We start from the raw sequence: 22,288 nt of genomic DNA, 5'->3' as shown, positions 1-22,288 counted from the left end.
GACTTCATCATATTAACATCTTCATTTTTCGATGTCAACTAAGTTTTAAAATTTCTTTTTTGTCGTTTTCTGCGTTTCCGCATCAGCGACGTTTATTAATATACCATCATGATTTTCAAATAACAAGTGTTTTTATAAAAAACATAAAAAAAATTATCTACCCTAATTTCTTCTATAGAAATAACTATTATCCTTACTACTGAAAATAGTTATTTTAATTGTATGCTAATACACTCCGTTCAACCAAATTGTATTTCACAATGCCTTCCCAAATTTTCATTCTCTTCTATATTAAAGTTTATAATAATTATCCTTCTATAAAATAACCATACAAATTAGCCGTAAGAAAAAATCCCATCTACATTAAACAACCACTCGCGCGCATTATCCCCTTCCTTCTCATTCAAAATTTATCTCCCTACAAATTAACAACATTCCAACCCTAATATAAACTTAAGGATATTGTTAGAATTTTTTTACATTTAATTGATGAAAAATATCCATTTTTTGTTATATAGTAAGAAAGGACGCACTCAACTATAAATAAACCAATGGAGGAATTATTTTATGGATAGGTTAACAAAGTTTTCATTAAAAAACCGAGCTGCCATTATCATCATGATTTTTCTCATTTCCATACTCGGTGTTTATTCCGGCTCTAAATTACCTATGGAATTTTTACCAAGTATCGACAATCCAGCAATTACCGTCACAACCTTATCTCAAGGACTCGACGCTGAAACGATGACAAAAGATGTAACTGATCCTCTCGAAAAACAATTTCGCAATTTAGAGCACGTCGACACCATTACTTCTTCTACATACGAGGGATTATCACGTATCGACATTGCGTATACATCAAAAGCAAACATGAAAGATGCAGCACGCGAAGTCGAAAAAGCCGTCAATACAATTAAATTACCTAAAGATGTAACCAAGCCCGTAGTTAGTCAATTAAACACTTCTATGATTCCACTCGCTCAAATTACTATCCAGAAACAAAACGGTTTTTCAAAAACAGATGAAAAACAAATTGAAAAAGAAATCGTACCACAACTCGAAAACATTGATGGTGTTGCCAACGTTATGTTTTTCGGAAAATCCACCTCTGAATTATCTATCGTACTTGATCCGAACCAATTAAAAAACAAAAACGTAACATCACAGCAGATATTAACTGTTTTACAAGGAAAAGAAACTTCTACTCCAGCTGGGGCATTTACTGTTAATCAGGAAGAATACAACCTCCGCGTCATTGGGGACATAAAAAATGTAAATGACATTAAAAACATCACTGTGGCACCCCAAGTGAAATTGCAAGACATTGCTCAAATTGAAATTAAACAACACTACGATACAATCTCACATATAAACGGAGAAGAAGGCACAGGATTAATCATCATGAAAGAGCCAAGTAAAAATGCAGTTGCCATTGGAAAAGAGATTGATAAAAAAGTTAAAGAGATAGATAAGGAATATAAAAATCAATTTTCTATTAAACTTTTGGCTTCAACCCATGAACAAGTTGAAAATGCTGTTACTAGCATGGGAAAAGAAGTAATACTTGGAGCAATCGCTGCAACTCTAATTATCTTAATCTTTTTACGTAACTTCCGAACAACACTCATCGCTGTTGTCAGTATTCCATTATCTATTTTATTAACACTCTTTTTACTACATCAATCTAACATTACGCTTAACATTTTAACCCTCGGTGGTTTAGCTGTTGCGGTTGGACGTCTCGTCGATGATAGTATCGTTGTCATCGAGAATATTTTCCGCCGTTTACAAAAAGATTCTTTCTCTAAAGATATCATTCTCGATGCAACGAAAGAAGTCGCAGTCGCAATTACTTCTTCTACTTTAACAACGGTCGCTGTTTTTTTACCTATCGGCCTCGTATCAGGAGCAATCGGAAAATTAATGTTACCTATGGTATTAGCAGTTGTATATTCTATACTATCATCCTTAATCGTTGCACTAACAGTTGTTCCACTTATGGCTTTTTTACTACTCAAAAAAACAAAGCATCGAAAGCCAAGTTCTTCATCACGATATGTCGCTACATTAAAGTGGGCTCTTTCTCATAAATTCATTATTCTACTTACTTCATTTTTATTATTTGCAGGATCAATTGCGGCCTATATATTACTACCGAAAGCAAACATAAAATCTGAAGACGACACAATGTTATCTATTAACATGACATTTCCAGCCGATTATAATGCTGAATCTCAAAAACAAAAAGCATTTGATTTTGAAAAGAAATTACTTTCTAATTCAGATATAACAGACGTTATTTTACGAATGGGATCTAGCGCAGAAGATGCACAATGGGGGCAAACAACTAAAAATAACCTTGCTAGTATATTCGTAGTCTTTAAAAAAGGTTCTGATATTGATCAATATATTAAAGAGTTAAAAAAGGAAAATAAAACTTTTGAGCCTGCTGAACTTGATTATATAAAAACAAGTTATTCAAGTTCTGGCGGCGGCAATAACTTACAATTTAACGTAACAGCTACTAACGAAGCGGATTTAAAAGAGGCGGCTACTATCGTTGAAACAAAACTAAAAAGCATGGATGATCTTTCTAAAGTAAAAACAAATTTAGAAGACTCTAAGAAAGAATGGCAAATTCATATTGATCAAACAAAGGCTGAACAACTAGGTTTAACACCAGAAATAGCTGCGCAACAAGTAGCATTCCTTATGAAGAAATCACCTATTGGCGAAATTACAATTAATAATGAAAAAACTACTATTATGATAGAACACAAAAAAGAAAACATTAATAAACAAGAAGATATTTTAAATACAAACATACTATCACCTATTAATGGCCCAATACCTTTAAAAGACATCGCAACTATTTCAGAAAAACAAACGCAAACAGAAATTTTCCATAAAGACGGAAAAGAAACAATCCAAATTACAGCCGAAGCTTCAAATGAAGATTTGAGTAAAGTAAACACAGCAGTAAATAAAGCGATAACTGACTTAGATTTACCTAGTGGTGCAAAAGTCAATATCGCAGGAGCTACTGAATCTATGCAAGAGAATTTTACAGATTTATTCAAAATTATGGGGATTGCAATAGGGATTGTATATTTAATTATGGTTATCACCTTCGGGCAAGCACGTGCTCCTTTTGCAATCCTATTCTCCTTACCGTTAGCTGCTGTCGGTGGTATTTTAGGCTTAATCGTTTCACGAACACCTGTTGATGTAAATTCCTTAATCGGCGCATTAATGTTAATCGGGATTGTTGTTACAAACGCTATTGTATTAATAGAAAGAGTCCAACAAAATCGGGAACACGGAATGGAAACAAGAGAAGCCTTACTTGAAGCAGGTTCTACTAGACTACGCCCAATTATTATGACAGCTATTACAACAATCGTTGCTATGCTCCCACTTTTATTTGGCCAATCCCAAGCAGGGAGTATGGTATCAAAAAGTTTAGCCGTCGTTGTCATCGGTGGTTTGGCAGTCTCAACTGTTCTTACATTAGTAGTTGTTCCAGTTATGTATGAACTATTAGATAAAATCGGGAGAAAAAGACGCTCCCGTAGAAAAATAAGCACTTCTACAGAAACACCTGATATTTAAAAGAAAAGGGTTATCTTCACGAATGAAGATAACCCTTTTTCTCTACCTACTCATATAATCCATCATTTTTTCCGCATACCGTTCTAGAGATTCACTAGAATCCACAATCTAAATTACATCTGTTCGTCTATATAATTAATCACAAATTCAACAATCGTTACGCCCTTTCCTTCTATAATTAAAATACAAAAGAACCCCCTATCTATAAGTAGAGAGTTCTTCTTTATAATTTATGCCGCTTTTACCTTTTTCGTCGTTTTACTTTTTCTTTTCGTTCCTGTAAAGCGCTTGTGTAATATAGATGCTACTAAGCGTGAAATAACATTGAATAGTAATACCATAATAATTAATACAGCTGCAGATTTTGTCGCAATTAACTTCGCATCCGGGATAATTCCTTCAGAATTTAACTTCCAAATGTGAACCGCTAACGTTTCAGCTGGTCTAAATGGATTTAAAGGATGAGCAGGACTTGAGAAGTCCGCTGCTGAATTTAAAATCGGAGATGTTAAACCCGCTGTATAAATTAATGCCGCTGCTTCACCAAATATACGACCCGCAGCTAAAATAACACCTGTAATGATTTGTGGTAATGACGACGGAATAATAATACGAGTGATCGTTTGCCACTTCGTTGCACCTAGCCCAAGACTTGCCTCTTTCACATTAGAAGGAACTTCTGAAATCGCATTTTCACAAACACGCGTTAAGCCCGGTAAGTTTAAAATAGTTAAAGCAAGGGCACCACCCATTACTGTATATCCCCAACCAGTCATTGTAACGAACACTAACAAACCGAATAAACCAACAACAATAGAAGGTAAAGATGCCATTGTCTCGATACATAAACGAACAAAGTTTAAAAAACGTCCTTGCTTTGCATACTCTGCTAAATATATTCCAGCACCTAATCCAAGAGGAATAGATATAATAAGCGTTATAACAAGCATATAGAAGGAATTGAATAACTGCGGACCAATCCCACCACCAGCTCTTGTATTACTTGGTTCTCCAAACAAGAAATTAGGATCCCAAAAACCCCATCCCTTTTGTAAAATTTCAAACACTAAGAACACTAGCAAAGCTACAACTAAAGCTGCAATCGTATAAAAGATACCTGTCCAAACTTTATTTACCGTTCTTGCATTCATTATTATCGCTCACCTCTTTGCCCAATCGCTCGAATTACTAAAATAAACAGGAATGAAATAACAAGTAAAATCATTGCTAAAGTCCATAGCGCATTGTTCCAAGCAGTTCCGTTTAATGTATTTGTCATGTCCATTGTTAAAATACCAGTTAACGTCGCTGTTGGACTGTATATTCCTTCTGGTAATTTAATCGTATTCCCGATTACCATTTGAACCGCTAGCGCTTCACCAAAAGCACGCGCTAAACCTAAAACAACACCTGTTAAAATCCCTTTCTTCGCAGCAGGAACAATTACTCGGCTAATCGCTTGCCATTTCGTTGATCCTAGACCATAAGAAGCTTCTAAATAATCAAATGGAACAGAACGTATTGCATCAGAAGCGATACTAGCAATAGTTGGCAAAATCATAATACTTAATACAACAATACCCGCAATTAAACTAAAGCCTACTCCCCCAAACGAATCACGTAATAGTGGCACTAAAATCGTAACCCCTAATAATCCGTATACAACCGAAGGAATACCAACTAATAATTCTAAAACAGGCTTCAATACTTTATTTCCAAACTTTGGCGAAATTAAATTCATGAATATAGCAAGAGCTATAGCAATTGGTGCACTAATAATGACCGCACCTAACGAAACCACCGTTGAACCTACAATGAAAATTAAAGCCCCGAAGGATCCTTGATCAGCATTTGGATTCCATTTTGTCGATGTTAACATCTCAGTAAATGAGATACCACTTTGTGTAAAAGATTGAATACCTTTACCACAAATAAACGCAATAATAGCTAATGTAATTAAAACAATAAAAATACCACAAAACGTAACAAGTGATCTTCCTATATATTCACTTTTTACGTAATTAATTTGTTTTTTCCCCTTCATCACAGGACAGACCCCACTTCATAAATTGAAATGAACAGGACTGGCCTTGCAGCCAGCCCCATAAATTTTATTACTTATTTAATTTAGACATTGGAATATAACCCATATCTTCTACTTGCTTTTCAAAATCTTTACCTTTTACATAGTCAATGTAAGCTTTTGTTGCTTCTTTTGCCTCACCTTTCGTTACCATGTACTCGTAAGACCAAAATGGATATTTACCAGACGCAATGTTTTCAACTTTTGGTTCAGCACCATCAATTTTTACTGTTTGTAGCGCACCTTTTTTCTCGCCAACCATGTAAGACATCGCTAAATAACTTACTGAACCTGGAGTAGAGTTAATCGCTTGTTCTACTGCACCGTTAGAATCTTGTGTAGTACCAGTTCCATCATTGATTTTCGCGTCTTTCATAATTGTTTTTTCAAATGTAGCACGTGTACCAGAAGAAGCTGGACGATTAATCACGTTGATTTTTTCATCTTTCCCGCCTACTTCTTTCCAGTTTGTTACTTTTCCAGTGAAGATATCTTGTACTTGTTGTACTGTTAAGTTATCAACTTTTACATCTTTATTTACGACAAGTGCGAATGCAATACCCGCTACCTTGTTATCTACTAATTCTTTCGCCTTATTAGCATCTTTTATTTTATCTGCAGATGGAACATCTGAGTTACCAATTTGGACTGCACCAGAAGCTACTTGGTTAATTCCAGTTCCACTACCGCCACCTTGCACTTGAATAGAAACGTTTGAATTTTTCTCCATAAATTTCTTTCCAGCTTCCTCTGCAAGAGGTTGAAGTGCTGTAGAGCCTGCAGCTGCTATCGTACCTGACAATTCTTGTTTTGCATTATCGTTTCCTTTAGCATCTTTACCTGATGTCTCTTCTGCTTTTCCACATCCCACTAATGAACCCGCTACCACTAAAGCTGCTAAAGAAAATTTAATACCCTTTTTCATAACCATGTCTTGTACCCCCATTTGGATTATCACTTTTCACATTTGTCTACTTCTTTCGAACACAAATTCATTGTAGGACAATAATATTATGTAAGTGTTAAGCAATTTTTAATTTTAAGTAAATGACGATAATAATCCTTAAAAACTAGGAATCCCAACATTTATAGTTAAAGAACCCAACAAAATCCACACTATTTAAGCTGTAATGTAAATTTATTCTTAACAATGTAAATCCAATGTAAATGTTTTTCTCTCTTTTTCCCTTTTAATTAAAGTTATATTTACAATTCCGCTGTATTTTGTAACTTTTACACGCCTAATTTATGCACATAAAAAAGAATTTCAGTAATATTTTTTAGTACAACTAAATAAATTGGAACAATTCTAAAATTAAATGAATATTTTTAAAGTACCAATTGACAGCATCATCCAATGTAGTCTACTATATTACTAACAAAAAGTTTACCTAAGGAAACTTTTTAAACTCAAACTAAAAATATAGAGATGAGGTAACTTTTATGGTATCGGCTAATATAAAACCACTTTCCGAATTTAAAATAGGAGAGTTTGTACAAATTGAGAAGATACAATTAGAAGGAACTATGAAACGACGCTTATTAGATTTGGGATTTATCCCGGGGGCGACGATTAAAGTATTGCAACGCAGTCCACTTGGAGATCCGGTCGCTTATCAAGTGAGCAACACAACTATTGCACTGCGTAAAGAAGAAAGCTCCCTTATTTTCGGGGTATTAATAGGAGATGATTTCAGATGAGCAAACATCGTATCGCTTTAGCTGGTAACCCGAATACAGGGAAAAGTACATTATTTAATACTTTAACAGGCTTAAAACAACATACTGGAAACTGGACGGGAAAAACTGTTTTAAAAGCTGAAGGAGAATATGAACATAACGGAAGTAATTATACATTAATAGATTTACCTGGAACTTACTCACTATACTCAAATTCCGCAGACGAAGAAGTAGCAAGGGATTATATTATATTTGAAAAACCAGAAGTAACTGTAGTTGTTATAGACGCAACTGCTATGGAAAGAAATTTAAATTTAGCACTCCAGGTGATGGAGATGACAAATAATGTAGTCATTTGCATTAACTTAATTGATGAAGCCGAGAAAAAAGGGATTGTTATCGATGAAAAGAAATTAGCAAAATCACTTGGTGTGCCTGTCGTTAAAATTTCAGCACGTAACCGAGTAGGTATTGGTCATTTGCTAAATGTTATTGCAAAAGTAGCAAATAAAAAACTAATTCCAACACCAATTAAAATTACTTACAGCGAAAAAATCGAAAATATGATTCAGGAATTAGAGCCACAAATTTATAAAGTATTCGGTGATACGTATCCAGCACGTTGGATTACGTTACGTATATTAGATGGAGATAAAAATTTCTTAACTACACTTCAAAAACACCATAATGAACCACTTGTAAGGGAGGTCGTAATTAATGGAATCTCACTCAGCCAGTAAAGCTCTTCCATTAGACTATATTATTCAACATGCACAAACACTTTCAAAAGAAGATATACGAGATGATATAGTCGGAGATATTTACCGAACATCCGCAAGCATATGTAAAGAATCCATCCAATATACAAATACTGATAAATTATATCGTTCCGAAAAACTAGATAAAATTTTCACATCTCCAATCTGGGGATTCCCAATTATGCTCGGTATTTTATCTATTATTTTTTATCTTACAATTGCAGGCGCTAACGTACCATCTGATATGATTGCCGAATTCTTCGGATGGGCCGAAGGATATTTAACATCTTGGTTCCAAGCAGCGCATGCACCTGAATGGTTACATGGCATTTTAATACTTGGTTTGTTCCGTGGTATCGGTGCTGTTATTAGCGTTATGTTACCACCTATGGCAATCTTTTTCCCTATGTTCGCGCTATTAGAAAACTACGGATACTTACCACGTGTCGCGTTTAATATGGACCGCTTATTCAAACGATCCGGCGCACACGGGAAACAATCTTTAACAATGGCAATGGGATTTGGTTGTAATGCAGCAGCCATTATGTCAACACGTATCATTGAATCACCACGTGAACGTATGCTAGCAATTTTAACGAACAACTTCGTTCCTTGTAACGGTCGCTGGCCTATGTTAATTTTAATGGCTTCACTATTTATGGCTGCTGGTTATACAGGCAGTATGCAAACATTGGTTACTGCTGGTGTTGTAGTTGGAATGGTTGTAATTGGTGTTATTATGACATTAACCGTTTCTTGGGTACTATCAAAAACAGCCTTAAAAGGGGTTCCAACTCACTACACACTTGAGTTACCTCCGTACCGCAATCCAAAAGTTTGGAATACAATTGTTCGCGCAACACTCGATAAATCAATCTATGTTTTAAAACGAGCTATAGTTGTTGCTGCCCCTGCGGCTGCATTAACTTGGTTACTTGCTAACATTTTTATCGGTGACACAAGCTTACTTATGTATTTTGTAAACTTCCTAGATCCATTTGCTAAAATGTTAGGACTTGACGGGTTTATTCTAGCTGCATTCATTCTTGGACTACCCGCTAATGAAATTGTAATCCCAATTTTATTAATGTCTTACTTATCAACTGGGGCTTTAACTGAAATAGATGATTTTAATCAAATTAAAAATCTATTCCTAGAAAATGGTTGGACTTGGTTAACAGCGTTAAACACAATGTTGTTCTCACTTCTTCATTTCCCGTGCGGAACAACACTTGTTAATATATACAAAGAAACAAAAAGTGCAAAATGGACATTCTTATCGTTTGCAATCCCTACCGTTATCGCCATTGTTGTTACATTCCTCTCTACACAATTGGTACATTGGTTAGGGCTTGTATAAAGCAAAGCATACATAGAAGGTATCCCCCTTCACATATGCTTTGCACGAAAGAAACCTGAAATTATTCAGGTTTCTTTTTTTGCACATCAGTATTCCACGGCTGTGCTCCATACGTTGTGAGTTTTTTATGAATAAAATATATAGTTCCTGGAAGAACTGCCATTAATATCGTGCAACTAATTCCTAATCCAGTAAACAACTTTCATCACCTTATTTCACTCTTTTCGGTAAAGCTGAACCTGAATGTTCAATTGTTGGATGAACATGAACAGTAATTTCAGCATTACTAAAGTAATTTTCGCCTTGATCCCAATTCTTACTTACCTTTTTCCACTCTTTATAATTATGTCGCTTATACACTTCCCCTAACTCTAGTACATCTACCTTATATTTTTTTTGAACAAGTTTAATTGATTTTTGAATACGCTTCTCCATTTCTTCCGATATATCCTTCTCTAAACGCTTTTCATTCAAAACCTTTTTATGATCACTAAAATGCAACTCAGCCAATGTGCCTTCCAGAGATAAATGAATATCAAACTTTGGTTTTGTAGCATTCGTTGTGGATACTTTAATTTTTCGACGTAACTTATGAATTTCATATGTAATAAGTTGATTCTTTTTACGGATGGTAAAAAAACCTCCAATTTTTTTACCTATTATATAATTCATCCCTACTGTTTCTTCCCCACTCAAATTGCCTACACACTTATTATCCTTTCCACGAAACAATGCTGCACCGTTCATTTGTACTCCTTGTTTTGTTAGTTCCAGAATAGGTAATACAAAACTTCGGTTAGAGATCATCTTTTCCTGCACCTCACCAATTCTTGCAGCCTCAATCATTTGGGCATTTTTCGGAGGGTGTTCAGCTAACATATCAATATACTGCGCCGGTAAATTTTCAGGCTTGGCACTTTGTTTTAAAATAGCTTCGGCATTTTTATTAGAAACGAACAAACGAATATTTCTTCTCATCTCATGATCGCGAATATATACATCTAACGTATTTTGTAAAATGTATGGATGTGAAAGTAATTCTTCAGAGAAAATAATCACCTGTATATGAGGGAAAAATAATGTACGACTAATTTTTTTGGCGATTATTCTTATTTGTTCAAATACACTATCTGCTTTTGCACTAACATTAATATAATTTTCGCTATCCCCACCCCCTTGTCCACCCTGTTGAGACAATTTACTGGGGAGTACCATCTGATAGGTCCCTTTCATAATTGGATTCGCTTTCTTCTCCTTCACAATATCGTAAGCCGCTCCTACTACAAATCCTCTTTCTTCTATCTCTTCTAACTCAGAACACCCACTCATAAATCCAGTTAAAGCCATAACCATTATAATTTTAAGAAGGTGTTTCATTTCCACCATTCCTTCTTTTTATTTTATATACAATTAAAACGAGCAAAGGTGCTAACACAACACACCCCATATCTATCCAAGCTAAATAAGTCCCATAACTTGATAAAGTATTTAAACTACTAGGTATCATATTCACCATAAAAATAATAGGGGCACTTACGAAAATAAAAATTTGTTTCTTCACTTTCGGAAACATAGCACAAAACAATAAAGATGCGACGTCATAATACATTGCTGTAGTGTTATAAATAGTAATAATCCAAGTCGTAAAAAAAATCGCATCAAACCTTTCTAAAAATCCTCCACCAATTTCAATTTCTTTCCCTAATTCAATTGTTGGATATGTCAATCCACGTGTTGTCATATAAGTAAAAACACTAATACAAGTTACATAAATTAAAATGTATGACAGCACGTTTACCATCACCGCTTTCGCGACTGCCATTGGCGCTTTTTTCGCTGTCTTATTATTCAGCAAAACTGCATAAAATAACGCTACTTCAAATCCAATAAACGTAAAAATAGAATTTTTAACTCCAACAGCATATTGACTTACTTTCGTTTGAAAAGCTGGTAGTAAATTATTTATTTCCATTAAATTTATATTCAATAAAGAAAGAAGTACTATCGCAATTAAAACAATAGGCAAGAATAAAACATTTAACCTTAATAAGGCTGCTCTTGATCCTGCTATTCCATAAATAACAACTAATAAGAAGAAAAAAGACAGTAGTTGTATTGGTGTATCACTAAATAAATACGTTTGAGAAATAACTGAAATCATTCGCGATTCATACGCTGTCAAAGCAGCAAAAGTTAATACTAAAATACTACTAATTGTGTATGCAACAGGCTTCGTCAAATGCGCACTCGTATATTGAACAAAATTTTGTTTTGGAAATAAGATAGCCACTCTCGTCACAAACCAGCCTAAAACTGCGCAAATCAGTCCACCCAAAAGCAAGATAATCCAACCGTCCGAAAATAAAGTTTGGTTAGCGATATCTCTTGGCATAGACAATGCCCCTATACCAATAATGGTCGATGATACCGCAAACCCAATTTCCCGAGATCCAATCTCTTCATCGCCATACTCAAATGGTTTCACTTATTTTCGCTCCTTTGGACGTATTGTAGAGTCTTTTGTTTGTAAGTACTCTGGTCTATCTTTCAACATCGATTTTGGCATGCGAATAAATTCTTCTTTCCAATCTTTATAAAATGCAGGAGCAATGGGAGTTGTATACGGTATACCAACACTTGTTAAATTTGTAATATGAATAGCAAGTGCGATCAGAGCTAGAATAATCCCATACAGTCCAAAAGCCGTTGCAGCTAATACAAAGACGAAAAGTAAAATTCGGAACGTAATCGTAATACTATATACAGGAAGCGAAAACGTAGCAATCGCAGTAACTGCAATAATAATAACTAAAAACGGATTTACAATCCCTGCATTTACCGCAGCTTCTCCAATTACAAGACCTCCTACAATCCCTATCGTTTGCCCCATCGGTTTCGGCAATCGGATTCCAGCTTCTCGTATTAATTCCATAGTCAAGGCCATCATTAATGTTTCAATATATGCAGGAAACGGAACACCTTCCCTCGCACCTGCAATTGAATAAGCCAATTTAGAAGGAATAAGTCCTTGATGATAAGATACAAGTGCTACATACATAGCTGGTAACAAAACCGCAATTATGCCTGAACCCATACGTAAAAACCTTAATAACGTTCCAATCACCCAGCGCTCATAATGATCTTCTACAGATTGAAAAATATCAACAAACACAAGTGGTGCAATAAGAGCAAACGGGGATCCGTCTACTAAAATGGCCGCCTTCCCTTTCGCTAATGAGGCTATAATATTATCAGGCCTCTCTGTATTCAAAAACTGTGGAAATGGGGATAAATTATTATCCTGAATTAATTGTTCAATCGTACCTGTTTCCAAAACGACATCTGTCACTATTGATTGAAGACGGCGATCTAACTCTTTTACAATGTGAGGATTAATAATATCTTCTATATATACTAGGGTTACTTCTTTCTGCGATCGCTTCCCCATAATATAAGATTGGAACCTCAACTTTGGATCGCGTAAGCTGCGTCGGATTAACATTTTATTCACATTAATATCTTCATTTAATCCAACTCTCGGTCCGCGTATTAAATCTTCTGTCACTGGTGGTTCTAAACTTCGCTTCTCCCAAGCCCTACTATTAATAATGATAGCAGTTTGAATATTATCAATTAATATAACTGTATCTCCCGCTAAAATCGCATTTATAATATCCGGAAATGTTGTCTTCTTACCCACTTCCGCAATAGAAATAAAACGGTCCAATAACGTCTGAACGACAGCCGCTTCATTTTGCACTTCTTCATATTGAAGAGTACGAACTACATATTTATAAACATTATCCTTGTCTGTTAACCCACATAAAAACACAACCGCACAACGTGTAAAACTCCCAGCAAGAGCAACTTCTCTAATTGTTAAATCATTAGGTGAACCTAACTCATCCCTAATTTCTTTCATAACTTCAAATAAGTTACCTTCAAGCTCTAACAATTTCCCCACCTAACTTCCTTTTCAACAAGTTTTTAGTTAGATTCCGCTAATTGAAGAAAATATATACAAAAAAGAGCTATCTCTTTTCAAAGATAGCTCTAATAAAGTAAAACTTTAATCACCCCTCACCAATCGGGCTTTTACAGGCAGCAAGGCCCCCACCTAACTTCTTTGCTTCCGCTGAATTTTGAGGTGGGGGTCTTACCGCTTGTTAATGCGGGATAAACGAATTACTTTTCCACTATTATAGTGTTTTTCTTTATAAATACACCTTTTGTAAATCCACTGACTACAAACATCACAATTATATTAATTAACAATGCGACTATACCTACATTCAAATCTTTTATATACTGCGGGAAACTCGGAAACATCGTGGCTATAGTTGAACCAGATAAGGTAATATATGCGACCACTAATAGCCCAACTCCCATTCCTGCAATAGCTCCTTGCTTCGTAATAATTTGACGTGGAAACAAACTACATACAAGTGCAGGGAAAAGTTGTGTAACGATACTGTATCCCATTAATAGAAGCGCTCCTATCGTTTCTCCTCCTTTAAATGTAAATAAAACTGCCACGAGCGTTACTACAGGCACAAATAATTTTGCCATCTTAGCAACTTGTCTATCTGAAGCAGATGGAACTATCGTTCGATAAATATTTTTCGCTAACAGTGTAGAAGCCGCCATAACAAGCATCGAACCCGGAACCAATGCCGTTAATACTCCCGCACTACCAATAATTCCAATAAACCAAGGGTCAAACGTTTGAAGAGCAAGTCTGAACAATGAAAGGTCTACATCCGCTCCTTTTAATCCCGGAACCTGTAATATAGCAGCAAATCCTGCAAAAAATACGAAAAGTAAAACTAAAGAATACAATGGCATAATTGCTGCATTTTTACGAAATACTTTTTTATTTTTTGCAGAAAAAGCAGAAGCAAATGTATGAGGCCACATATAGAAACCGAGGGCCGTTAATATAATAGTAGAAACAAACCAAGAAATACTCATTCCTTCTTCAGGTAAAGATAAAAATCCCGGTTTCGCTGCCTCTACAGCCTCAAACATCGGCTGAAATCCTCCATAATAATGATACGGTAAATATATACCTAAAAACATAACGATAAACAGTATCATAATATCCTTCAAAGCGGCCGTCCAAGCCGAACCATGTATACCTGAAACCATTACATATATAGTTATAACAATAGCACCAATCCAAACCGCAACAACAGGTGACACCCTTCCGTAAGAAGCTTCTGAAACGATAATTCCCAGTCCTTTTAACTGTAAAACAAGATATGGGATGATGGAAACAACACCAACAATTGAAACAATAATCCCAAGCGCTTTACTTCTATATTTCTTCGCAAAAAAATCCGACTGTGAAACAAGGTTATGCTCTTTCGCATACTTCCAAATCGGTGGCAATAAAAAATACGATAAAAGATAAGCTAAAGCGCCATAGCCTAAAATATAAAAGGTAGGTGCTCCTTTACTATACGCCCAGCCACTTCCTCCCAAAAATGTAAACGTCGTATAAATTTCACCTGCCATAAGGAGAAAAACAAAAATAGTGCCAAACCCTCTTCCCCCAACTGACCATTGCTCTAAATTCATATCTTTTCCATGTTGTGCCCGAATCCCTAAAAATAGTGCGAGAAACAAAAATAAAATAATGATAAGTAATGCAGTCATTTTACATCCTCCTTATTAGCAGGATCAAACACGTACACAAGCCCCATACAAAAAGATGTAATAAACACTGATAATAATACCCAAAATAATAAAAATGGCATCCCTAATACGTAAGGAGTAACTGAATTCGCAAATATTGGCCCAACTACTAAACAAAGAACTGGGATAAGCGCTAGAATGTGTATTTTCTTCATCTCATTCTCCTTTACTTATAAAGTTCATAATGGCTGATACAAAGACTTCCACTCCAATCGGTAATGCATCTTCGTCAATCGTAAAACGAGGGTGATGGTGAGGATATATAATACCTTTCTCTTTATTTCCCGCTCCGATAAAAAAGAATGTCCCCGGTGCCTTTTGTAAAAACGCTGAAAAATCTTCTCCAGCCATCGTCGGCTGTAAACGAACAACTCTATCCCTTCCATAAAGTTGTAATGCCGTTTGTTCAATAAGCTCTGTAGCTTCATAGTCATTTACAACTGGTCGATACCCATATTCATATGAAAATGTATATTTCGCTCCGTAAGATTCCGTAATATGCTTCACAATCCGCTCAATCTTCTTCTCTGTTTCACCTCGTAATTCATGTCTTAAACTTCTCACTGTCCCTTCAATCTCGGCTTGCTCTGGTATTACATTATGAGTTGTCCCCGCATGAAATTGCGTAACAGATATTACGAGAGAATCTAATGGATTCGTGAGGCGAGATACAATTTGCTGAAGTTGCGAAACGACTTGTGTTCCAATTGCAATACTATCCACCGTTTCATGAGGGATTCCAGCATGTCCACCTTTTCCCTCTATCTTAATTTTAAAAACATCCGGTGCAGCCATTGCAGGACCATAAATAACACCTATTTTCCCAACCTCTAACGACGCCCAAAGGTGAGCACCAATAATATAATCCACACCTTCCATTACACCTGCAGCAACCATCTCCTCTGCACCACCAGGAAAATTCTCTTCAGCATGTTGGAATAGAAAACGAATCTCCCCTTTAATCTTCTCTCTTTCTTCTACTAACTTATATACAACCCCAAGTAATATCGCTATATGTCCATCATGACCACATGCATGCATTACACCTTTATATGTAGAAATAAAATCAAACTCATTTTCTTCATGAATAGGAAGAGCATCCATATCGGCGCGAATCGCAACTGTTTTGCCCGGATGTTTACCTACTAACTTTGCCATCACACTATATTTAGTCGGCCGTGACACTTCTAAACATGGAAATTTCCGAAGTATATCGAACACAAACTGCGATGTTTTTTCTTCTTGAAAAGATAACTCTGGATACTTATGAAAATGCCTTCTCCACTCAACTAACTGATTTTTTGACAAAACAAGTTCCTTTGCAACATCCATTTCTCTTCTCCCCTTCTTCACCAAGTTAAATGTTATTATAACGTGAATTGTTAACTTTTAAAAGAATCTTCTGAATTTTCAGTGATGATAAACTAAAAAGAAAAAGCCATCCAAAAGATGACTTTTTCATTATTATAAAATAGTAATTGCTTGTTTTCCCATTTGCTCCCAAGCTTTCTCAAATTCTGCTCGCGGAACAGCCAAACGTGGATTATTTTTAAGAGGATCATTTACATATACAAAGTTTTGATCATATCCAATTACTACTGCACTATGCTCATAATATGTAATTTTCACTTCGCCTGAACTCGTATTCCATGTTTCAAAACTACTTTCAGCTAGCGGCTTAAACGTCGTATTAATAATGACCCATACCGGAGAGCCTGAACTAATTACTTTATATATATCTTGCATGTCTCTAGCTGTTAAATTAATTACTTTTTCAGGAACATATTTTTCTGCTAAATCAAAGATTGGTTTATTGTACACACCATATCCAGGCTCTGCCTTTGTATAAATATTTCCCACAAATCCCTCGTAAGGATTTCCACGCAAACCATTTTGTTCAAATGGAACACGATGAATTTCGCTAGCAAGTTGCATCTTATCTACTTGTACACCTTTATATTGCAGCAACATAGCTAAACTTGTCACTTCACATCCTCGAGGTAATTCTGGTAATTGTTTAATAAACGGAACATCTTCAATCATAGCTGCTTCTTTCATTTCAGATAGAAATTCTAGGCGTAGAACTTGCGCCTTTTGCATGATTTTATCTTTCCCTATAAAAAACGCAGCAGCAATTATAATCCCAAAAACAAAAAGATATTTTAACTTTTTCATTATAAACAAAACTCCATTAATTATTATTTTACAGATACAACTCTTATCATTGTACCCTTCTTCTTACTAGTTTGCTAGAAAGATCATGTGAATTATCGCTCATAGAATGAATTATAAAAATTCTAATTATTTTTAATAAAAAGAAAAATAAATATACATTTCCAGAATATTTTGCTAAAATCAAAATTGTTAACATAGTGAAGATATCACCATGTTAACAAACATTCTTAGAGTATTTAGTCATAGTTCGTTTTTTTACATACTCCATTCATTTCATAGCAAATAAACCGAGTGTGTGTTGCATCCCCCACTAATGATTAAAAACTCAGAATAAAACGAAGTTCACACATTCAAGAAAATACGGGGTGAGGGCATATGAATCAACAAATTGAACAAACAGATTTAAAACGAACAATGAAAAGTAGACACCTATTTATGATTGCACTCGGCGGTGTTATCGGAACCGGGCTATTTATGGGATCTGGTCAAATTGTCCATAATGCCGGACCTGGTGGTGCTATTCTTGCATTTTTAGTCGGTGGATTTGTTATGTATTTAACGATGTTATGTCTTGGTGAATTATCCGTTGCTATGCCAGAAGCAGGTTCATTCCAAAGTTATGCAAGCAAATTCATTTCACCTGGTTTTGGATTTGTTGTTGGTTGGATGTATTGGTTAAATTGGGCTGTTACAGTTGGCGTGGAGTTAACAACTGTAAGTATTTTAATGAAACGCTGGTTTCCAGACGTTTCTTCCTGGATTTGGTGCGTTACATTTGCAGCAGCACTCTTCCTTGTAAACGCTTTATCAGCAAAAGCATATGCAGAAGCAGAGTTTTGGTTCGCAAGTGTAAAAGTCGCGACAATTGTTATTTTCATCGTGCTTGGTGGTGCTGTTATGTTCGGTCTACTAGACTTCAATGGAAAGCCAGCTCCAATGCTTCATAATTTCACTGAAAATGGTGGGCTATTTCCAAACGGTGCATTAGCTGTTCTTCTTACGATGATTACAGTAAATTACTCCTTCCAAGGAACAGAATTAATTGGAATCGCTTCAGGAGAAAGTGAAAATCCTGAAAAAACAATTCCAAAAGCAATAAAAAATACAATTTGGCGAACTCTCTTCTTCTTCGTCTTAGCGATATCAGTTGTTGTAGGTTTACTCCCATGGCAAGAGGCTAATCTAGTCGAAAGTCCCTTTGTACTTGTATTTGATGTAGCCGGTGTCCCATATGCAGCAGACATTATGAACTTTGTTATTATTACAGCTGTATTATCCGTTGCTAACTCTGGTCTATACGCAAATTCTCGTATGCTGTGGGCGATGGCAAAACAAGGAATGGCAAGTCCAGCATTTACGAAATTAACTAAAAAAGGTGTACCGCTAAATGCATTAATTTTCAGCCTAATTTTCGCTAGCCTGTCCTTACTAACAAGTGTATTTGCGGCAGATACTGTCTTTCTAGTTTTAACATCTATTGCAGCAATGGCTGCCGTTGTAGTTTGGATGTCAATCGCCGCTTCACAGTTTTTCTTCCGTAGAAATTTCGTGAAAAATGGTGGCGACATAAATGATTTAAAATATCGTACACCGCTCTATCCACTCGTTCCAATCGTAGCGTTCTCGCTCAATTTCATTACATTTGTTAGTTTGGCTTTCATTCCAGATCAAAGAATTGCTCTTTATTGCGGCATTCCATTTATGATTATTTGTTACATTTTATACCAAGTTAAATATAAAAAAATTGTCACACTTGAACAGCCACGAACTGTCACACAACAAATAAACTAAATATACAAAATATTCAGCTATCTTTCTTATCATAAGATAGCTTTTTTCTATTTCTTGGATATCCTGGTATAACTTTATTTATCTTAAAATTTTCACAATCACGTTTTTCTCTGGAAAATAGTTTACAATGTAATCAAGTTACAAATGATATTCACCTTAAAAAGTGTGCATTTGTGTCTATTTTTTAACAATATATCAAAAACTATTGCCTTCTATAAATTAATAGGTTTATATTGTTTTATTGGCATAGTTTCAATCCAAGGAGAAAGGAGATTTTCAATCGTGCAACTAAAGAAAGCGTTTTGGAAGTTGGCTTCACTTCTTCCGTTATCATTACTTCTGTTCCTCGGTGGCTGTGATAAAAAACTCGCAGTATTAAATCCGCAAGGACCTGTTGCAAAAGCACAGTATGATTTAATTGTTTGGTCATTCTTGCTTATGTCATTAATTATCGCAATTGTATTCATTCTGTTTACAGTCATCTTGATTCGTTATCGTGAAAAACCAGAGAATATGGACTATGAGCCACCTGAACAACACGGTAACACATTACTAGAAATTATTTGGACGCTTGTTCCTGTTATTATCGTTATCGCATTATCGATTCCAACAGTAAAAGCAACTTATGCTTCGGAAGAGGTTCCGAAAGAGTCCGAACATATTAAACCAGTTGAAATTTATGTTACATCTGCAAACTGGAAATGGTTATTCAGTTACCCAGAGGAAAAAATTGAAACCGTTAACTATTTAAACATCCCAGCTGGTGTACCAATTCAATTCAAACTGACTTCTGTCGGCCCAATGAATGCTTTCTGGGTACCAGAACTTGGTGGTATGAAGTACACAATGGATGGCATGATTATGGATCTTTATTTACAAGCTGATAAGCCAGGTTCTTACCTAGGCCGTAGTGCGAACTTCTCTGGTGAAGGATTCACACACATGGAGTTCGAAGTTGAAGCAAAAACTAAAGAGAAATATGACAAGTGGGTTAAAGAAGTACAAGAAACTGCTCCTAAACTAACAGAAGCTAAGTACAACGAAATTGTTAAACCTGGTGTAGTTGGTCGTATGACATTCTCTAGTCACCACTTAAGTTATGTAGATCCAAAATCACTTGAATATTGTGATTACAACTACTACAAAAACAAAAAATAATAGCTATTATTCCAACAGATTGGAGTGAACACAGTGAAGCTTGATGAATTCTTTGTCACAGGTGACCCGATTATTTACGGTGCAGACGCTTCTATCGTTCTTGTGACATTAGCAATCATTTTCGTACTAACAAAGTATAAAAAATGGAAATGGCTTTGGGACGAATGGTTAACAACTGTTGACCATAAAAAAATCGGAGCTATGTATATTATTTCTGCGGTTATCATGTTATTCCGTGGTGGTATGGATGGTTTAATGATCCGTGCACAATTAACATTCCCAGAAACAACTTATTTAAACGCTGAACACTATAACGGGATCTTTACAACACATGGTACAGTAATGATTCTTTTCATGGCAATGCCATTCGTTATGGGATTAATGAACCTTGTAGTACCATTACAAATTGGTGCTCGTGACGTTGCATATCCGTTCTTAAATGCTTTAAGTTTCTGGTTATTCTTTGTCGGAGCAATGTTATTCAACATCGCTTTCGTAATCGGTGGTTCTCCAGACGCTGGGTGGACTTCTTACTTCCCAATGGCAGGTACAGAGTTTACTTCAGGCGTAGGAAATAACTACTACGCAATTGCATTACAGATTTCAGGTCTCGGTACGCTAATGACCGGTATTAACTTCCTTGTTACTATCTTAAAAATGCGTACACCTGGTATGACTTTAATGAGAATGCCAATGTTTACTTGGTCAATCTTAATTACAACAATTATCATTATTTTCGCTTTCCCAGTATTAACAGTTGCTCTTGCATTAATGACATTTGACCGTCTATTCGATGCTCACTTCTTTACGATGGCGAGCGGCGGTATGCCGATGTTATGGGCCAACCTGTTCTGGGTATGGGGTCACCCTGAAGTATATATCGTTATTTTACCGGCATTCGGTATTTTCTCTGAAATCATTAGTACATTCTCACGTAAGCGTCTATTCGGTTACAGTGCGATGGTATACTCAATGGTTGCAATTTCTTTACTAAGTTTCGTCGTATGGCTTCACCACTTCTTCACGATGGGTGCAGGTCCAGCGGTTAACTCATTCTTCTCGATTTCGACAATGGCGATTTCGATTCCAACCGGGGTTAAGATCTTTAACTGGTTGTTTACACTGTATAAAGGACGTATTCGTTTTACAGTTCCAATGCTTTGGTCATTGGCATTTATTCCAAACTTCGTAGTCGGTGGGGTTACAGGGGTTATGCTTGGAATGGCAGCAGCTGATTATCAATACCATAACAGCTACTTCCTAATCGCTCACTTCCACTACGTATTAATCGCAGGTACAGTATTCGCTATGCTTGCTGGATTCACATTCTGGTATCCAAAAATGACTGGTCATATGTTAAATGAACGCCTAGGTAAATGGACATTCTGGATCTTTATGAGCGGATTCAACATCTGTTTCTTCCCAATGTACTTCTTAGGTTTAGACGGTATGACTCGTCGTATGTACACTTACTCTGAAAGTCTTGGATGGGGATGGCTAAACCAAATCGCATCTGTTGGTGCGGTAATGATGGGTATCGGCTTCCTACTTCTTTGCTACAACGTAATTTGGAGTGCACGTCACGGTGAACGTGACACAACTGGAGATCCATGGGATGGTCGTACACTTGAATGGGCAACTCACTCTCCTGTACAACATTACAACTTCGCGAAGCTTCCTGAAATTAAAGAAGCTGATGCTTTCTGGTACATGAAAAAACGCGGAGAAACAGTTACACCAGCAGCAGAAGATATCAAACCAATTCACATGCCAAGTAACTCTGGTGTGCCTATTATTGCGTCTGGATTCTTCGGTCTTGCAGGTTTCGCATTAGTATTTAGCTGGTTCTGGCTTGCAGCAATCGGTGGAGTTGGTATTTTAGCTTGCTTAATCTATCGTTCATTCGATTATGATGAAGGTTACTATATCAGTGTTGATGAAATTAAAAAAACAGAACATATAGCATGAGAGGTG

General features: G+C 36.0%; 18 protein-coding genes. 7 read left to right on the top strand and 11 right to left on the bottom strand.

Annotation, left to right across the window (positions count from 1 at the left end; genetic code table 11):
• The first annotated feature begins 567 nt into the window (after window positions 1–567).
• Entirely contained in the window at window positions 568–3,612 is a 3,045-nt protein-coding gene (locus MKY21_RS03615) for an efflux RND transporter permease subunit (RefSeq protein WP_341075450.1), read from the top strand.
• 230 nt (window positions 3,613–3,842) lie between these two features.
• Here MKY21_RS03615 and pstA read toward each other — a convergent pair whose 3' ends face one another.
• The 3 genes from pstA to MKY21_RS03600 all read right to left on the bottom strand — a co-directional run bounded on the left by pstA (window position 3,843) and on the right by MKY21_RS03600 (window position 6,626).
• The gene (gene pstA, locus MKY21_RS03610; protein WP_000994155.1) at window positions 3,843–4,763 is read right to left on the bottom strand and encodes a phosphate ABC transporter permease PstA; all 921 of its coding nucleotides are present in this window, start codon (window positions 4,761–4,763) and stop codon (window positions 3,843–3,845) included.
• 2 nt (window positions 4,764–4,765) lie between these two features.
• Entirely contained in the window at window positions 4,766–5,656 is an 891-nt protein-coding gene (gene pstC, locus MKY21_RS03605) for a phosphate ABC transporter permease subunit PstC (protein WP_000676676.1), read from the bottom strand.
• Between the two features lie 70 nt (window positions 5,657–5,726).
• Complete coding sequence (locus tag MKY21_RS03600; RefSeq protein WP_000245116.1) at window positions 5,727–6,626, bottom strand: phosphate ABC transporter substrate-binding protein PstS; 900 nt, start codon at window positions 6,624–6,626, stop codon at window positions 5,727–5,729.
• A gap of 512 nt (window positions 6,627–7,138) precedes the next feature.
• Here MKY21_RS03600 and MKY21_RS03595 point away from each other — a divergent pair.
• The 3 genes from MKY21_RS03595 to MKY21_RS03585 are packed head-to-tail and all read left to right on the top strand — an operon-like array spanning window position 7,139 to window position 9,493.
• The gene (locus tag MKY21_RS03595) at window positions 7,139–7,396 is read left to right on the top strand and encodes a FeoA family protein (protein ID WP_000252982.1); all 258 of its coding nucleotides are present in this window, start codon (window positions 7,139–7,141) and stop codon (window positions 7,394–7,396) included.
• Entirely contained in the window at window positions 7,393–8,115 is a 723-nt protein-coding gene (locus MKY21_RS03590; RefSeq protein ID WP_000033866.1) for a FeoB small GTPase domain-containing protein, read from the top strand. Before MKY21_RS03595 ends, MKY21_RS03590 begins: the two co-directional genes overlap by 4 nt.
• Window positions 8,093–9,493, top strand: coding sequence for a nucleoside recognition domain-containing protein (locus tag MKY21_RS03585; RefSeq protein ID WP_341075447.1), 1,401 nt, complete (start codon window positions 8,093–8,095; stop codon window positions 9,491–9,493). The genes MKY21_RS03590 and MKY21_RS03585 overlap by 23 nt, the downstream gene beginning before the upstream one ends.
• 61 nt (window positions 9,494–9,554) lie before the next feature.
• Here MKY21_RS03585 and MKY21_RS03580 read toward each other — a convergent pair whose 3' ends face one another.
• The 8 genes from MKY21_RS03580 to MKY21_RS03545 all read right to left on the bottom strand — a co-directional run bounded on the left by MKY21_RS03580 (window position 9,555) and on the right by MKY21_RS03545 (window position 17,365).
• Window positions 9,555–9,692, bottom strand: coding sequence for a hypothetical protein (locus MKY21_RS03580; protein ID WP_000493997.1), 138 nt, complete (start codon window positions 9,690–9,692; stop codon window positions 9,555–9,557).
• Between the two features lie 11 nt (window positions 9,693–9,703).
• The gene (gene gerLC, locus MKY21_RS03575) at window positions 9,704–10,870 is read right to left on the bottom strand and encodes a spore germination protein GerLC (RefSeq protein ID WP_000681631.1); all 1,167 of its coding nucleotides are present in this window, start codon (window positions 10,868–10,870) and stop codon (window positions 9,704–9,706) included.
• On the bottom strand, window positions 10,854–11,978 hold the full coding sequence (gene gerLB / locus MKY21_RS03570; RefSeq protein WP_098616433.1) for a spore germination protein GerLB: 1,125 nt from the start codon (window positions 11,976–11,978) through the stop codon (window positions 10,854–10,856). The genes gerLC and gerLB overlap by 17 nt, the downstream gene beginning before the upstream one ends.
• Window positions 11,979–13,457 (bottom strand): spore germination protein GerLA, encoded by a 1,479-nt coding sequence (gene gerLA / locus MKY21_RS03565; protein WP_001999095.1) that lies wholly within the window; start codon window positions 13,455–13,457, stop codon window positions 11,979–11,981.
• A 221-nt stretch (window positions 13,458–13,678) separates the two neighbouring features.
• The gene (locus MKY21_RS03560; protein ID WP_341075444.1) at window positions 13,679–15,151 is read right to left on the bottom strand and encodes a sodium:solute symporter family protein; all 1,473 of its coding nucleotides are present in this window, start codon (window positions 15,149–15,151) and stop codon (window positions 13,679–13,681) included.
• A complete protein-coding gene (locus MKY21_RS03555; protein WP_000719833.1) occupies window positions 15,148–15,345 on the bottom strand; it encodes a DUF3311 domain-containing protein in 198 nt (65 codons plus the stop codon). The genes MKY21_RS03560 and MKY21_RS03555 overlap by 4 nt, the downstream gene beginning before the upstream one ends.
• A 1-nt stretch (window position 15,346) precedes the next feature.
• Window positions 15,347–16,522 (bottom strand): amidohydrolase, encoded by a 1,176-nt coding sequence (locus tag MKY21_RS03550; protein ID WP_000382124.1) that lies wholly within the window; start codon window positions 16,520–16,522, stop codon window positions 15,347–15,349.
• Window positions 16,523–16,654: 132 nt separating this feature from the next.
• The gene (locus MKY21_RS03545) at window positions 16,655–17,365 is read right to left on the bottom strand and encodes a C39 family peptidase (protein WP_341075442.1); all 711 of its coding nucleotides are present in this window, start codon (window positions 17,363–17,365) and stop codon (window positions 16,655–16,657) included.
• Between the two features lie 375 nt (window positions 17,366–17,740).
• On the opposite strand from MKY21_RS03545, the gene MKY21_RS03540 reads away from it, so the two are divergent.
• From MKY21_RS03540 to qoxB, 3 genes are all read left to right on the top strand, one after another.
• On the top strand, window positions 17,741–19,156 hold the full coding sequence (locus tag MKY21_RS03540) for an amino acid permease (protein WP_341075440.1): 1,416 nt from the start codon (window positions 17,741–17,743) through the stop codon (window positions 19,154–19,156).
• Window positions 19,157–19,438: 282 nt separating this feature from the next.
• Window positions 19,439–20,314, top strand: coding sequence for a cytochrome aa3 quinol oxidase subunit II (locus MKY21_RS03535; RefSeq protein ID WP_001176162.1), 876 nt, complete (start codon window positions 19,439–19,441; stop codon window positions 20,312–20,314).
• 33 nt (window positions 20,315–20,347) lie between these two features.
• Window positions 20,348–22,282, top strand: a complete 1,935-nt coding sequence (gene qoxB, locus MKY21_RS03530) for a cytochrome aa3 quinol oxidase subunit I (protein ID WP_000762367.1) — start codon at window positions 20,348–20,350, stop codon at window positions 22,280–22,282.
• Window positions 22,283–22,288 lie beyond the last annotated feature (6 nt).

It is taken from the genome of Bacillus sp. FSL R9-9497 (genome assembly GCF_038005805.1).
Classification (GTDB): domain Bacteria; phylum Bacillota; class Bacilli; order Bacillales; family Bacillaceae_G; genus Bacillus_A; species Bacillus_A cereus.
This window is presented reverse-complemented; position numbering and strand designations above follow the sequence as displayed.

What these genes read in the sequence shown, in the direction of transcription:
- MKY21_RS03550 (WP_000382124.1), bottom strand. Translation starts at nt 16,522, where the DNA reads ATGGATGTTGCAAAGGAACTTGTTTTGTCAAAAAATCAGTTAGTTGAG.
- MKY21_RS03615 (WP_341075450.1), top strand. Translation starts at nt 568, where the DNA reads ATGGATAGGTTAACAAAGTTTTCATTAAAAAACCGAGCTGCCATTATC.
- MKY21_RS03590 (WP_000033866.1), top strand. Translation starts at nt 7,393, where the DNA reads ATGAGCAAACATCGTATCGCTTTAGCTGGTAACCCGAATACAGGGAAA.
- pstA (WP_000994155.1), bottom strand. Translation starts at nt 4,763, where the DNA reads ATGAATGCAAGAACGGTAAATAAAGTTTGGACAGGTATCTTTTATACG.
- MKY21_RS03545 (WP_341075442.1), bottom strand. Translation starts at nt 17,365, where the DNA reads ATGAAAAAGTTAAAATATCTTTTTGTTTTTGGGATTATAATTGCTGCT.
- MKY21_RS03540 (WP_341075440.1), top strand. Translation starts at nt 17,741, where the DNA reads ATGAATCAACAAATTGAACAAACAGATTTAAAACGAACAATGAAAAGT.
- gerLC (WP_000681631.1), bottom strand. Translation starts at nt 10,870, where the DNA reads ATGAAACACCTTCTTAAAATTATAATGGTTATGGCTTTAACTGGATTT.
- MKY21_RS03555 (WP_000719833.1), bottom strand. Translation starts at nt 15,345, where the DNA reads ATGAAGAAAATACACATTCTAGCGCTTATCCCAGTTCTTTGTTTAGTA.
- MKY21_RS03560 (WP_341075444.1), bottom strand. Translation starts at nt 15,151, where the DNA reads ATGACTGCATTACTTATCATTATTTTATTTTTGTTTCTCGCACTATTT.
- MKY21_RS03585 (WP_341075447.1), top strand. Translation starts at nt 8,093, where the DNA reads ATGGAATCTCACTCAGCCAGTAAAGCTCTTCCATTAGACTATATTATT.
- pstC (WP_000676676.1), bottom strand. Translation starts at nt 5,656, where the DNA reads ATGAAGGGGAAAAAACAAATTAATTACGTAAAAAGTGAATATATAGGA.
- MKY21_RS03595 (WP_000252982.1), top strand. Translation starts at nt 7,139, where the DNA reads ATGGTATCGGCTAATATAAAACCACTTTCCGAATTTAAAATAGGAGAG.
- MKY21_RS03600 (WP_000245116.1), bottom strand. Translation starts at nt 6,626, where the DNA reads ATGGTTATGAAAAAGGGTATTAAATTTTCTTTAGCAGCTTTAGTGGTA.